This is a genomic window from Thalassomonas sp. RHCl1 (assembly GCF_947387555.1).
GTDB lineage: Bacteria > Pseudomonadota > Gammaproteobacteria > Enterobacterales > Alteromonadaceae > Thalassomonas.
On record NZ_CANDNZ010000001.1, the window covers coordinates 753,601 to 768,083 of the forward strand.

A 14,483-nucleotide genomic window follows, 5' to 3' on the forward strand; every position below is an offset into this window, starting at 1 on the left:
AATTAAAGGAAAAAGCATGAAAGCAGCCAATACAGCAAGTAATTTATCAGAACAACAAAAAGCCGTTGTGACCATGAACAATATCCATAAGTCTTATACCGGCCAGCAAATTCAAACCCATGCCTTACAGGGTATTTCCCTGGATATTTACCAGGGGGAGTTTGTTGCCATTACCGGCCCTTCTGGTTGCGGCAAGTCTACCCTGTTGTCCATTATGGGCTTGATGGACAGTGCCAGTGAAGGGGATTACCAGCTTAGCGATATCCAGACCTCGGGTTTAACCGTAGATCAGCGCAGCCAGATACGTAACCGCCATATCGGTTATGTGTTCCAGTCGTTTAACCTGATCGATACCTTGTCTGTGTTTGAGAATGTCGCCTTAGTATTAGAACACAGGAATTGCCGTAAAGATGAAGTTAAAACCCGGGTGGAAGCCAGCCTGGAGCAAGTGGGCATGAGCCATAGAAAACACTACAAGCCTAACCAGTTATCCGGGGGGCAACAGCAACGTATCGCCATCGCCCGGGCTTTGGTGGGGGAGCCGGATTTATTATTGGTGGATGAGCCTACAGGCAACCTGGATACCAAAAACGGCGATCAGGTGATGAATCTATTGGCCGAGCTCAATAAGCAGGGGGCAACCATAGTCATGGTAACCCATGACAGCCGCTATACCCGCTGCGCCAACCGGCAAATTCAGCTGCTTGACGGTCAGATAGTTACCGAGCAAAAGGTTAAGGGGGCGGCATGAGTATTTATAAACGTTCATTTTTACATGGTATCGGCCGGGTTTTTTCGCTGCCGCGCTTGAGCCTGCCACTGATTGTGACCTTAGGGCTGACCCTGGCGGCGGTGCTTAGTGTTATCGCGATTGTTTCGGTTTTGCTGTTTAAGCCGCTGCCGGGGATTAAGGATGAAGAAAACCTCCACAGCTTTTCGATGCGCCTGCAAATATCCGATAGCCTGCAAGTCTCTTTTTTCAACTGGCGCCGTATGGCGGATTTCCAGCAAAAACTTGCCGGCTATGGTCAGTGGGGGGCAATCCGGGCCGATGAGGGACAGGCGGTGATTAATGATGTCACTTACCCTGTGAGTTATTATGACGCCTCAAGCAATATCCTGGATGTCTTGGGCACTTCCTTGTTAATAGGGCAAGGCACAGATAAAACCGCGCCACAAGAGAGTATCTGGATCTCAAATTCGTTATGGCAACAGGCCTTTTCCGGGCGGGAATCGGCCCTGGGAGAAACCATTATCCTTGGTGATAAGTCTTATATTCTGGCGGGGGTGATCGAGGACATCAGCGCCGTGGGATCAGAACAGGCCATCTTAGCGCAACAAATCTGGTTGATCACTGAGCCAGAAAAGCTGCTGGCGCAAGAAGATACCGGCAGTATCGATAACTCGGTGACCCAGCTGCTGTTAAGGGCCAATACCCAGGAATTACCGACAGAGCAGATGTTAACTAACTGGTTCGATAACTACCTGACAGCAAATTTTGATACGCCCCAGTTTATTGAGTTTGTGAAATCGAAACCTTTGTTGATTGAACAAAACCGCTATCGCGATAGCCTGGTGCAAGAGAGTGAAACCTTAGTGCTTATTCTTTTGGCCGCGGTGATCGGTTTACTGATCATGGCCAGTTTGAATTTATTAAACCTGTTTATCGCCCACTACCAGGGACGCAGTAAAGAATTTGCGATTCAGCTTAGCCTGGGAGCGAGCCTGGCGCGATTACGCACTATGCTGATCCTGGAAAACCTGCCCAGTTTTATTCTGGCTGCCGTGTTAGGCCTGCTGGTTTCCGGCTGGGCATTGCGGGGCTTGCCTGTGATTGCCGGTGAAACCCTGCCGCTGCTGGATATGCTCGCCCTGGATATGATGACCATTACCATGGCTTTTATTATGGTAATTTTTCTGACGGTTATTTTTTCTCTGGTGGCGTTAGTTGATGTCAACAAACAGGCCCTCAATGATACCCTCAACAGCAGCGGTAAAGGTATTGCCGCCCAGAGCAAACAGGGACTGAGCCGGCTGTTGATGGTATTACAGTTATCCCTGGCCACGGTGTTGTTAACCGGCTCTGTGATGCTGGCCAAGCAAAGTTATGATGTGGTCTACCAGGACCTGGGTTATCAGTTTAATAACAGTTATGAATTAACTTGGGAATATGGCGATGATAACTGGGCCGCTTCCTTGGGGGAGTTTGAACAATATGCCGGCAGTGAATATCAGCAGTTACATCAAGAGCTGACGGCTTCAATCAGCGCCTTATTGCCCGGCAGTGAGGTGGTTACCACCAGCACCAGTCCGTTAAGCCGTCAGATAGATATTAATGTGATGATGGATGAGCAGCGCTCTGAGCAGGTCTTGTTTTTAAGCCGGGAGTTTAGCGTTAACTACTTTTCTGCCTTTAGTATTGAGTTTGTTGCCGGCAAGGGGCCAAGCCGGCAGCAAATAGCGGCAAACGAGCGGGTGATCGTGATTGATGAACGTATGGCGAATAAACTGTTTCCCGGCGTCCCTTATCAGCAGGTGATAGGTAAAACCCTGACGCCGGGTTTAGGCGAAAATGTACAGCCGAGTGTGATCATCGGCATCGTAGTCAATACCCTAGCCCGCACAGGTTCGCTGGATGAACTGGCTTTTCCTACCATTTATGCCAGCCCGGGAAATATCAGCTCGCGTTTACGGTTAACGGTATTAATGCCGCAAGGGGAAAGCCTTGAGCAGGTGGCAATCGAGCAGACGCTGAAGCAGCAATTCCCCCGCTTGATCGATTTAAGAGTCCAGTCGCTGGCGGATCGCTGGGACGAGCAAACCCTGGAACAAAGGATCAGTTTAGCGGTGATCTTAACCATGACCGGGTTAACCCTGTTCTTGGCGGTGATCGGTGTTGCCGGTTTGACCCAGCTGACCACCAACCAGAAGCGTTATGAGCTGGCGGTACGTATGGCCACAGGCGCCAAACAGAGCGGTTTATTGAAAATTATTTTCAAAGAAGCCTTATGGATGTTGGTTGCCGGTCTGAGTTTAGGTTTTATCCTGTCGGTCTTTGGCTATACACAGGTAAAAGAACAGGTTAGCATGATGCCAAGTTTTGACTGGAATACCATGTTATTGCTGGATATCGGCTTGATTGTCATCGTGCTGGTGGCGGTTGCCCTGCCGGCCTGGCGTATTATCAAGGCAGATCCGATGCAGGCGCTGCGGGAACTGTAAATAATGAGCGCCGGCGCCTAAAGTAAAACCCTGCGGGGTTTTGCTTGTTTGTTATTGTTGATTTATTAGAGATAAAAGAGCATAGAAAATGGAAAAACCTGCAAGTGCTGCTGCCAGAATACTGATCGCCGATGATGACGAGGATATTCGCCTGTCTCTGGCGTTATTGCTGAATGCCCACGGTTATCAGACAATAGAGGCGGCATCGCCCAAGGAAATCGCCGTCAGGGTCAATCAGGATAACCCGGATCTGGTGCTGCTGGACATGAACTTCAGCCGGGATACCACCAGCGGCGCCGAAGGGCTGGAACAGCTGGCTTTTTTACAGCAACAGCAATTGCCGGTGATCCTGATGACCGCCTGGGGCAGTATCGAGCTGGCGGTAGCGGGATTAAAGCAGGGAGCGGGGGACTTTATCGAAAAGCCTTGGGATAAACACCGCTTGCTGCAAAGCATCGAGCAGCAATTACAGCTGCAAAAATTAAAACAAAAAAACAGCGGCTTTGAGCAATTGCTCAGCGGCGACGGCGCCGAAAAGCAAGTGTGGATCAGTCAGTCCGAGCCGATGAAGGCCCTGGATGCCCTGGTGGAGCAGGTGGCAAAAACCGATGCCAATATCCTGATTTTAGGGGAAAACGGCACCGGGAAATCCCAGCTGGCGCAGCGGATACATAAGCTGTCACAGCGCAGCGGCCATGCTTTTATTGCCGTGAATATGGCGGCGATCCCGGATAACCTGTTTGAAAGCGAATTATTTGGCCATCAAAAAGGCGCCTTTACCGATGCCAAACAAAGCCGGGTCGGGCGTTTTGAATTAGCCGGACAGGGCACCTTGTTTCTCGATGAGATCGGCACCTTGCCGCTGACCCTGCAGCCGAAATTATTAAGGGTACTGGAAAGCGGCCACTATGAAGTGTTGGGGTCGAGTAAAACCCAAACCGCCGATGTTCGCCTGATCAGCGCCACCAATGCCGATTTAGAGCAGCAAGTGGCGGATAAAGCCTTTCGCCAGGATTTATTGTTTCGTTTAAATACCCTGGTACTGACCTTGCCGCCGTTAAGGGAGCGTATTGCTGATATTGCCCCCCTGGCTGAACACTTTATTGGTCATTTCAGTGGCCGCTATCAGAAAAAGGGCCTGGTGCTGAGTGCATGCGCCCTGGAAACATTAAAGCAGCATACCTGGTCCGGTAATGTCCGTGAATTAAGTCATGTGATGGAGCGGGCGGTATTGCTGGCCCCGGATAATAGCGAAATCACCTCATCCCGGTTAAGCCTGTCCGGCAGTAAAAGCACGGATTTTGATGTACCGCTGCAGCCACTGGAAGCGCTGGAGCAGCAACTGATCCGCAAAGCCCTGGCCGCCACTAACGGCCATGTCGCCAAAGCGGCGCCGCTGCTTGGACTTTCCCGCAATGCCATGTACCGCCGGCTGGAAAAATTTGGCATTGTCTATGACGCGTGAGTCCAAAGTTATTTCCGCCCTGGTGCTGGTTTGTGCTGTTATTCTCTCCCTGTTAACGGCGCTGCTTTACAGTCTTAACTGGAGCCACCTCGGTGTCTTTACCCTGCTGTTTGTCGTGCTCTATCCCTTGATCTGGTTTAGCTGGCGGGTATGGCGCTTCTGGAGTTTGCCGCTGATGCAGCTAACCAGTTATACCCAGATGCTCAAAGAGGGTGAACATCGCCAGCAATTGCTGGCGGCGGGAAAAAACGAGCTTTTTAGCGAATTACTTGCCGAAATTGAAAGTTTAGCCGAGGTGAAAAGCCGCGAGCAACAGCAGCTGGTCACGGTTGAACAGCTGGTGAGCCAGATCATGGATAGCTGGCATTTACCTGTTTGCCTGTTTAATGATAACAAAACCTTGCTTTATAGTAATAATGCCGCCAATGTCTTGATCCAGCAGCCGGTGCTCCAGGGAAAACCGGGGCAGGAAATGGGATTTTGCTGGCAGCAAGACGGTATCTGTCATCCCGCCTTCGCCGCCGGTTGGCAAGTCAATACCATAGAATATCACCAGCAGGGGCAAAGCTACTGGTTGTTTTCTGCACTTAATATCAGTGACAGCCTGAACCAGGCGGAGATCACCAGTCAGAAAAATATTGTCCGGGTACTGAGCCATGAACTGAGGAACTCCCTGACCCCTATGGCCTCGATGGCGGATACCTTGTTAAGCAGCGAACAGTTTTCGCCTCCCCAGGTGCGTATGGTGCTCGAGCGTATCTTACAGCGCAGCCAGCGTTTACTTGGTTTTATCCAGCAATATGCCAGGTTAAACCAGTTGCCGTCGGTCAACTGCAGCTGGTTTGAGTTTAACACTATATTGGATGAAGCCCGGGGCATGCTGCCGGATGCGGTTAGGGTCAATTATCGCGGTGAAGCCTTATGTTATGGTGATGCCGGGCAATTGAGCCAGCTGTTGATCAATCTGTTGAAAAATGCCGTTGAAGCCAAAAGCCAGCAAAGTGATGAAACGCCGGAGATAGATATCAGCCTCTATCATGAAAATAACCAGCAGTTTTTGACGGTTAAAGATAACGGCCCGGGCTTTGCCAACCTGGATAATGTGCTGACGCCTTTTTATACCACGAAATCCGGCGGCTCAGGCATAGGCCTGGCGTTGTGCGCGCAAATTATCCGCCTGCATGGCGGCGAGCTGATCCCACAAAACGGTGAAAACGGCGCTGTGGTTAAGATCAGCTTGCCTTTTTAGCTGCGAGCCTCAGGTAAAACCGTACCAGGTGGCGGCATTATCATAAAGCAGTTGTGTAAGCTGCTGTTCGTTATAGGCAAGTTTAAGGTAATCTTGCCACAAGCCGCTATAAGTGGTGCTAAATAAACATAAGGGGAAATTACTGGCGAGCATCACCCGCTGTTCGCCAAAGATCCGGATACACTCGGCTATTACAGCGCCTGCCCACGACAGCTGATATTGGCGCTCGGCCATTTCCCAGCCGGAGCATTTTATTGCCACCGAGTCAAAAGCGCTTAAGCGTTTCAGGCCCGATAACCAGGCTTGCCAGTTACCGGTTTGCTTATCTGCTGCCGCCGTTAACGTCTCAAGGTAGGGAGGCCAGCCGGCATGGTTGATGATGACGTTTAACCCCGGTATTTGTTCGAGTATTTTGGCCAGTACAGTGACGGCTTTATCGTCTGCCAGTGGCATCTGCAGGTCAAAGCTTAATCCGGCATCGGCTAAGCGCCCTAAATTAGCTTGCACCTTGGGCTGTTCGAGTAATTCAATGGCTTGCTGATCGAGAATGTGGCGACAGCCCGTTACCGAGGGGTAAGTGAGCAGTTGCATCAGCTGCTGCTCAAATACCATAGGCTCAAGCTCAAGATCGATAAAAGCGACGCTTTTAAAGGGCAAACGGCAGCTTTGCTCCAGGTAGGCTATTTCCCGCCAGGGACGGGCATTGTCAAATCCCGCTTCGATATGGACAAAACCCGCCAGGCTCAGAGGAGCCGGAGTTAAATCGGACTCGGTGAAGTTTTGGTTGATCTTGCCCTTATCTTGCCAGAAAGGGGGGTTATCGAGTGCCAACCAGGCATACTCCCCCTGGGTTAAATCGAACAGGTGCAGGTGGGGATCTATGATGTTTTCAATGGACATAGGCGAAGAGATCTTTGTTTTATGGTTTAATTTCTTTATTTATGACCGTTTTATTGCGCGGTATAGCCGCCGTCGATCACCTGCAAACTGCCGGTGATAAAGCCGGCTTTGTCTGAGGCAAGAAATGAGACCAGTTCAGCCACCTCTTCCGGCTGACCAAGTCGTCCCAAAGGTTGCAGGTCCGCTTCTTCTTTGTGCACCTGGTTTTTATCGGCACCGGATTTTTGGCAGTAGTTATCTATTGCCTTATGGTACAAGGGGGTTTCTATGGTGCCGGGGCAAACGGCATTGGCGCGGATATTATATCGGGCATAATCCAGGGCGGTGGTTTTGGCGATCGAGGCCAGGGAAGCCTTGCTCAGGTTATAGGCAAAAGAATTTTGTTTGGCGATCAGCGCCTGATCGGAAGAGATCAGGATAATGGCACCGCCCTTGTTGGCTTTCATATTGGGCAGCACGGCTTTGATCGCGGCATAGGCGCCTTTGACATTGATATTAAAAACCTTGTCCAAATCTTCTTCCGGGGTATCTTCGATGGTGGCGGAGTAATGGATACCGGCATTGGACACTAACACATCGATGACATGTTCCCGGGCAATCTCTGTTATGATGCGGTTAACTTCCTGCACTTGGGTAATATCACACTGGCAAAATTCGCCTTCGCCTGAAGGGGTTAAATCCAGGTTAAAGACCCGGTAACCCTGGGTTAAAAATTTCTGTACTATGCTCAGGCCAATACCTGAACTGCCGCCGGTGACGATACATACCCTTTTCATTGCTTTGTTTTATTCCAGTAAGTGATTGGCAAAATGCTTTGTTAAAAGGTTTAGGATAATAAAGCTTAGCGGCTTTTTCTGCCAGCATTAATACTGTTACTTTACCTGCTGTCCCGGCCTTTCCCTGGCCAGGGGGCGTTCAGGTAAATGGTCGAGCAAGGTCTGGTATAAAACTTCCGGGGTAATGGGTTTGGTCAGATGGGCGGTCATACCGGCTTCGCGGCTACGGATAATATCCGCTTCCATGGCATGTGCGGTCATGGCTATTACAGGTAAGTGTTCAAGCCTTAATATCTTACGTATATGGCTGGTGGCGCTCAGGCCATCCATTTGCGGCATCTGGATATCCATTAAGATCAGGTCGTAGTGGTGTTGCTGTATTTTTTCAATGGCAACCAGGCCATTTTCGGCCAGGTCGATATTGATGCGGCTATCTTTTAGAAAACCCTGGGCGACCCGGCAATTTAACTCGTTATCATCGACAATTAAGATATCAAAGCCGGAGAAATCGGGCGCCGTTGCTTTTTTTCTCCCGGCTACCGTGTTGCTTTGAGGGGGCAGCCCGGGGATTTCTGTTTTTATGCCGCGACTTATCAGGTCCTTGGCCAGCGCTTGTGGGGTCGGGGTGGTTAAAATCGTAGAAATAGCATCTACCAGGGTCGACTGGCTCACGGGTTTTTCGATAAATTGATGGATGCAGGTGCCGCTTTTTAAGGCATTGTTTTTTGCTTCATCTTTGTCAAAGGCCGATACCATTAAAATCGGCGGTGCTGCCGAGTCATGCAAGCGGTAAATTTCCCGGGAAGCCTCTAGGCCGTCCATGTCCGGCATACGCCAGTCCATCAGGATCAGGTCGTAAGGGCTTTTTTCAGCTCGCGCCTGTTTGATTTTCGCTATCGCATCCATGGCATTATCAACCTGATCCGCGCTGATCCCTAAGGAGCTGAGCATGGCCAGCAGTACCATTCTCGCGACCCTGGTATCGTCGACCACCAAAACTTTGAGGTTTGCTACCTGTTGTTTCTCGATCGGTTGCAGGTTGACCTGCTCTTTCGTTAGCCCGAGCCGGGCGGTAAAATGGAATTGGGACCCCTGACCCGGCTTGCTGCTTAGCCAGATATTGCCTGACATTAGTTCGGTCAGTTGTTTTGATATTGCCAGGCCAAGGCCGGTGCCGCCATGTTTGCGGGTCATGGAGTCGTCTGCCTGGGTAAAGCAGTCGAATAAGTTTTGTTGTTGTCCCTGGCTGATACCGATACCGGTATCTATCACTGTGCAATGCAGTACCAGGTGTTGCTCGGTTTTTGCTTTAATGCGCACTTTCAGGCAGACGGTGCCGATATCGGTAAATTTTACCGCATTGTTGAGCAGGTTAACCAGGATTTGCTGTAAGCGTAAAGGGTCTCCGATTAATTTCTCGGGAATATCACTGGCAATATCCGTGATCAGCTCTATGCCTTTAAGGTGGGCATTGATGGCGGTTAAATTGATGCTCTGGCGGATCAGCTCTTCCAGACTAAAAGTGGTATGTTCCAGGGTCAGTTTGCCGGCTTCAATCTTGGAAAAATCAAGAATATCATCAATGAGATTAAGCAGGCCTTCCCCCGAGCTTAACAGCTTTTCCATATAATCGAGTTGTTCAGGGTTAAGCTCAGTATTCATGGTGAGCCGGGTTAATCCCAGTACTGCGTTCATCGGGGTACGAATTTCGTGACTCATACGGGCGAGAAATTCAGACTTGGCGGCGGTTGCCTGCTCGGCTTTTTCTTTTTCGGCCTGGAGAGATTGCTGGGCTTTTTTATGGTCGGTAATATTGCGGCAGATCCCCAGCAAGCCGATAACTTTCCCCTGGTCGTTATAAATAGGGGATTTGAGGATATCGAGCAATATCGTTTCATTTCCCTGTTTCACCCATTGCTCACGCCTGACGGGGTTAAGGGTTTGTAATACCTGATGGTCGCTGCCGCCGAGCCATGCCGGTCTATCAGCCTCTGAAAAAAGTTCTTCATCTTTAAAGCCGAGGATTTGTGCGCAGGGAAGCTTGATGAACCGGGCAAAGGCATCGTTGACAGCCTGGTAGTGTAAGCGGATATCTTTGGCAAAAATAAGATCCGGGCTGGCGTTAAGTGCGCTCTTTAAGAAAGAAATCAACTGTTTATCTTCAGGCTCGATTTCAGCCATAACCGGATCCTTTTGTGAAAATAAATCGTGGCGTTAATGAGGTTCACTTAGCGTAAGTATTGATCATCATTAACAAAATTGCATGGCAATATGGCGTTAGGGTCATCATTTACTTAACAAATACGCACAGGCTTGCCGGTGATAAGGCTGCAAGCGGGACCTTGATTAAGGGGGAAGTTTAGGAGCTGGAGCCTGGCGTTTAAGCAAGATTAAAGAGGCGGATAAACGGGGATAACATTTACGCCTCTGTTGTTGTCAAAGGGTTGTGAAAGGGCAATTAAATGTTTTTGATCTCAAAGTTGCCGCTGGCGTTTAAGGCTATAGGCACAGTTCGAATGACCGCATCCATATTTAACGGGCCATAGATATGGGGGTACAAGCCGCCGGTGGCGGGTTCCCATTTTACTTCATTGGTGATCCTGAACTTATCCACCACCATGACCAGCGGCTCTATGGTTTTGGTGTAATATTTATTGGCAATTCGGGTTAACTGATGTTTTGGGGATGCATGGATAAAACCTTCTTCAGTTAATGAATCCCGCACCAGCTCTCCGCTTTGCTGGGCTTGCTGGTATTCTGCCTTAGATGATAACAGGTAAATATAATCTTCACTGATGCCGGCGAACATCCGGATAAACAGGGCGCTAACCGCTGCCTGTTCGCTGTCCTGATAAATATAATCGACACGGAATTTACCGGTTAAGTTATTACCGGCCCGGGTTTGGCAGACTATGCTGATTTCCGCCTGTGCGGTCCAGTCATTGCGGGCTAACCATAGCGGCGTATTGGCAAAAAAAGTATCACAGTCTGTTTTTTCAAAGTGATATTCCTGGCCAATCTTAAGTGATGAATAGTGATCGGCTCTGAGTACCGAGTTGATTGCGAGTGATAAAGCCACTTTTACCTCCTTGGTTGCTTTGTCTAGATGTTAAGTCACTATAACCTTACTAGGCAAGCACTTATGCACAAAAGCTTTTATAGGTGGGAGAATATGATTTTTTATTGAACATTTTTCGTATAAGTCTATCAATTTACTTTAGAATATATAAACTGAACCCGGATGCGAACAGGGGCACTCCATTGGCGCCGAACGCATGCACTTATTAACCAACGGGGGCGAATTGAATACATGAAGGCACAAGCAAACGCTTTTTGCTGTTACGGCGCCATAGGACCGAAAGCATACCGACAGAACTTGCAGTGGAGTTGTGATGCGTCTTATTAAGTCCTTTCAGCGTAGTATGTTTTTGTTATTCACCCTGGTTGTGATCGCCCTCAGTTATGGTTTTTATCTTGCTATCAGCCATATTGTGGTGGAGCAGAGCCGTATCCATCATCAGTCGGTTGCTCCGGTTTTCTCTTTGATCAACGACGAGTTGATGTATCCCCTGCACGTTTCCCAAACCCTGGCCCATTCCAGGACCCTTAAAAAATTGATGAATGCCAAGGACATAGATCAAGAAGCCATGACAGATTTTCTCGGCGGGCTTGAGAACAATTTAGGCCTGTCTTTTTTTGTCGCCAGCGAAAATACCTTGCAGCAATATAACTCTGACGGCAGTGCTTTTGAGCTAACCCAGGGTAAGGTGGAATGGTATTTTAAGTTAAGAACAGCTCAGGGAAACTTCTTTGCCGAATTAGGGCAAAAAGAAGATGTCCACTTATACCTGGACTTAAAAGTGTTTAATGACAGCGGGGAGTTTCTCGGTTTTGTTGGTATAGGCAAAAGTCTGCGTCAGTTTTGGCAAAAGTTTACCGAGCATAAGCAGGTTTTTGGTTATGATCTGATGTTTGTTAATAACAAAAAACAGATTTTATTATCCTCCGATGAAAATTTACTGGCTGACGGTAACCGCCTGGTGTATTTGCAGGATCTGCCCTGGTATCCACAGGTTGAAGACCGGGCTGTACGCGGAGAAAGCCTCAACAGCAGTGTGATTCATATTGAAAAAGAAGAGTTTCTGCTTTCTGAAATTTATATCGATTTACTGGACTGGCAACTGTATTTACTGTCGCCGTTAAAATCGAGAAAAGCAGATATCACCCGCACTTTTGTTATTAATGTTGCGGTTATTTTCGCCCTGATTATTTTACTGTTTATTTTCGGTCACTTGCTGATCCGTTATTTTGCCCATCACTTTCAACGAACCTTACACCGGGATGCCCTGACCGGACTGGCAAACCGTACCCTGATAGAGCAAAGCTATGAAAAAATTATTGATGCCGGTGATGCGTTAAGTGTGATCATGATAGATATAGATCATTTTAAAAACATCAATGATAGCTTTGGCCATAATGCCGGCGATCAGGTTATCAAGCAGGTGTCTGACTTGTTAAAGCATAGCGTGCGTGAGCTTGATATCGTCGGGCGCTGGGGCGGTGAAGAGTTTATTTTACTCTTGCCGGGGGCAAAACTATCCCTGGCCCTGGCGGTAGCAGAAAGGGTACGGGTATTGCTGTCGGCCCAGAAAATAGATCACGGTGACCAGCAGATATCGGTGACCGCCAGTTTTGGCGTGACCTACAGCGAGCAGGATATCGAGCTGAAGAAAGTGGTTGCCGTGGCAGACAAAGCCCTCTATCAGGCGAAGAAGCAAGGGCGTAATAAGGTGTGCTCTTTGCTTAATTTCAATTGACGATAAAAGTGCGTGGGTTAAATTACTGCCCGGCTTGTTGTTACCTCTTAGCGGAAATACTTGCTCGCCTGCCATCCACCTATCACCAGGCACCGTGAGGCGCTGTCTTTTCATCGGCGGCTAAATGTGCAAGAAATAAGGAAGTTTTGTTGTCGGCTTTATTGTACCTGGCCACTGCTTTATATTACTAACAGGCTGTCATCATTGAAAAAATAGCCTGAGTGTTTTATTCAAACCGGCGTTTATCGACGCTTTCATCGCTGAAAATGACTAAGCCTTAAGAAAATGCTGTTAAAAGCTATCAAAAAATCACCGGGTGCTTTATCTTGGGCCCTATAAGAAAATTGACCACGGTGTCGACACTTAGTGTAAATATGAGAATTCACAATAAACTTTTTTTAACGCTTTTTATCTTTAGCCTGGTACTGGTAACCACTTTGGTAAGTCTGGTGCAATGGAGCATAGGTAAGGGCATGGTGGATTATGTCAATACCCGGGAAATCGAAACATTACAACCGCTAGTGGTTGAATTAGCTCAGATATACAGGAGCCAGGGCAGCTGGCAAACCATGGTGGACCAGCATGTCAGGTTGCAAAATATGCTCAGCACCCACCTGGCCGGCAGTGACTTTGCGCCGCCGGGAAACAGAAGAAGCCGTTCGGCCAGGGCTGAAAACCGTATCAGTAATGATGCCCTGACCGGCAGCAGGCCAGGTATCAATCAGGCGCCTTCGTTTCGCAGACCACCGCAAGCGGGAGAGCCCAGAGACAGGTTTATGCCGCCGCCGCGGCGCGATGGCCGCCCCCCGAGACCGGGTGAGGCAAGGCCGGGAGAAAACAGGCCAAGGCCAAGGCGGGGAGAGTTTCCTCCCCAGGGGGATGACTTCAGGCCCCGACCGCCTGAGCAGCAAGGTTTTCGCCCTTCACCCCAAGATAAAAAACTCCCGCCGGGGCCGCCTGAATACCGGGTAAGTTATGCGGTGCTGGATCGGGATAAAAAGTATGTGGTGGGCGATTATCCGCAAAACCGGGAATATGTGTATACTGAGATCCCGCTGGCGGGAGAAATTGTCGGTTTTTTGGCGGTATCAAAACGTAATGAACTGACCCGGGGTTATGAACTGGACTTTCTTGAGCAGCAGCAGGATTATTTGTGGTTCATTGCCTTACTGGTAATGTTGCTGGTGATCCTGGTGACTTTGCCGCTGGCAAGACATCTGGTGTTACCCATCAGGCAATTAACCTCGGGCATGCATAAGTTGACCCAGGGGGATTACCGGCAAAGTCTGGATTTGAAGCGCCGGGATGAATTCGGCCTGCTCAGCCGTGACTTTAATGAACTGGCCACCACCTTAGAGCAAAATGAAAGCGCCAGAAAACGCTGGTTAGCCAATATTTCCCATGAATTGCGCACCCCGGTAGCAATCCTGAGGGGAGAATTGGAAGCTATGATAGACGGCATCAGGGCGCTGAGTCCGGAAGGCATAGCATCCGCCAATCAGGAAGTGATGCACCTGCAGCGGCTTATTGAAGACTTACATCAGCTGACCAGCGCCGATATCGGCGGTATGACCTACCGCAAACAAAAGCTGGATTTGGGCGAGTTGCTCTCTAATGAGCAGGTGAAGTATCAGGGCTACCTGGCGGACGTCGGCCTGGCCTTTAAGCTTATTGTGCCGGAGCAGGCGGTATGGATACATGCCGATCAAACCCGGTTGTGCCAGCTGCTGGATAACCTGGTGAATAACTGCATCAAATATGCCTCCAGCGGCAGTCAGGTACGTATTAGCTTGGAACAAAAACAAAAAGCAGCCTGGTTATCTATCGAAGATGACGGCCCCGGGGTGGATGAAAAACACCTGGCGCATTTATTTGAACATTTATACCGTACCGATGATTCCCGCAACAGCCAAACCGGGGGCACAGGCCTGGGCTTATCTATCTGCTCCCATATCGTTGCTGCCCATCAAGGGGAAATTTGTGCGAATCATTCGACCTTGGGGGGACTTAACGTTACTATTAGCTTGCCGATTATTTAAATTTTTCTGAAAAAT

10 protein-coding genes are annotated in these 14,483 nt (G+C 49.1%); 6 read left to right on the forward strand and 4 right to left on the reverse strand.

The window, feature by feature from the left end; translation table 11 throughout:
• The first annotated feature begins 16 nt into the window (after positions 1 to 16).
• The 4 genes from QL234_RS03455 to QL234_RS03470 all read left to right on the forward strand — a co-directional run bounded on the left by QL234_RS03455 (position 17) and on the right by QL234_RS03470 (position 5,936).
• Positions 17 to 751 (forward strand): ABC transporter ATP-binding protein, encoded by a 735-nt coding sequence (locus tag QL234_RS03455; protein ID WP_281556450.1) that lies wholly within the window; start codon positions 17 to 19, stop codon positions 749 to 751.
• A complete protein-coding gene (locus tag QL234_RS03460; RefSeq protein ID WP_281556451.1) occupies positions 748 to 3,222 on the forward strand; it encodes an FtsX-like permease family protein in 2,475 nt (824 codons plus the stop codon). The genes QL234_RS03455 and QL234_RS03460 overlap by 4 nt, the downstream gene beginning before the upstream one ends.
• 88 nt (positions 3,223 to 3,310) lie before the next feature.
• Positions 3,311 to 4,687: a sigma-54 dependent transcriptional regulator gene (locus tag QL234_RS03465; protein WP_281556452.1), complete on the forward strand. Its 1,377-nt coding sequence runs from the start codon at positions 3,311 to 3,313 to the stop codon at positions 4,685 to 4,687.
• Positions 4,677 to 5,936, forward strand: a complete 1,260-nt coding sequence (locus QL234_RS03470) for a HAMP domain-containing sensor histidine kinase (RefSeq protein WP_281556453.1) — start codon at positions 4,677 to 4,679, stop codon at positions 5,934 to 5,936. The genes QL234_RS03465 and QL234_RS03470 overlap by 11 nt, the downstream gene beginning before the upstream one ends.
• Before the next feature lie 9 nt (positions 5,937 to 5,945).
• Here the strand turns inward: QL234_RS03470 and QL234_RS03475 are convergent, their stop codons facing one another.
• The 4 genes from QL234_RS03475 to QL234_RS03490 all read right to left on the reverse strand — a co-directional run bounded on the left by QL234_RS03475 (position 5,946) and on the right by QL234_RS03490 (position 10,691).
• Positions 5,946 to 6,836, reverse strand: a complete 891-nt coding sequence (locus QL234_RS03475; RefSeq protein ID WP_281556454.1) for an amidohydrolase family protein — start codon at positions 6,834 to 6,836, stop codon at positions 5,946 to 5,948.
• Positions 6,837 to 6,886: 50 nt separating this feature from the next.
• Positions 6,887 to 7,612, reverse strand: a complete 726-nt coding sequence (locus tag QL234_RS03480; protein WP_281556455.1) for an SDR family oxidoreductase — start codon at positions 7,610 to 7,612, stop codon at positions 6,887 to 6,889.
• Positions 7,613 to 7,708: 96 nt separating this feature from the next.
• A complete protein-coding gene (locus tag QL234_RS03485) occupies positions 7,709 to 9,793 on the reverse strand; it encodes a response regulator (RefSeq protein WP_281556456.1) in 2,085 nt (694 codons plus the stop codon).
• A gap of 277 nt (positions 9,794 to 10,070) precedes the next feature.
• The gene (locus QL234_RS03490) at positions 10,071 to 10,691 is read right to left on the reverse strand and encodes a DUF952 domain-containing protein (protein WP_281556457.1); all 621 of its coding nucleotides are present in this window, start codon (positions 10,689 to 10,691) and stop codon (positions 10,071 to 10,073) included.
• Between the two features lie 313 nt (positions 10,692 to 11,004).
• Here QL234_RS03490 and QL234_RS03495 point away from each other — a divergent pair, with 313 nt between their 5' ends.
• Entirely contained in the window at positions 11,005 to 12,429 is a 1,425-nt protein-coding gene (locus QL234_RS03495; RefSeq protein WP_281556458.1) for a sensor domain-containing diguanylate cyclase, read from the forward strand.
• Between the two features lie 374 nt (positions 12,430 to 12,803).
• Complete coding sequence (locus QL234_RS03500; RefSeq protein WP_281556459.1) at positions 12,804 to 14,468, forward strand: ATP-binding protein; 1,665 nt, start codon at positions 12,804 to 12,806, stop codon at positions 14,466 to 14,468.
• The last annotated feature ends 15 nt before the right edge of the window (positions 14,469 to 14,483 follow it).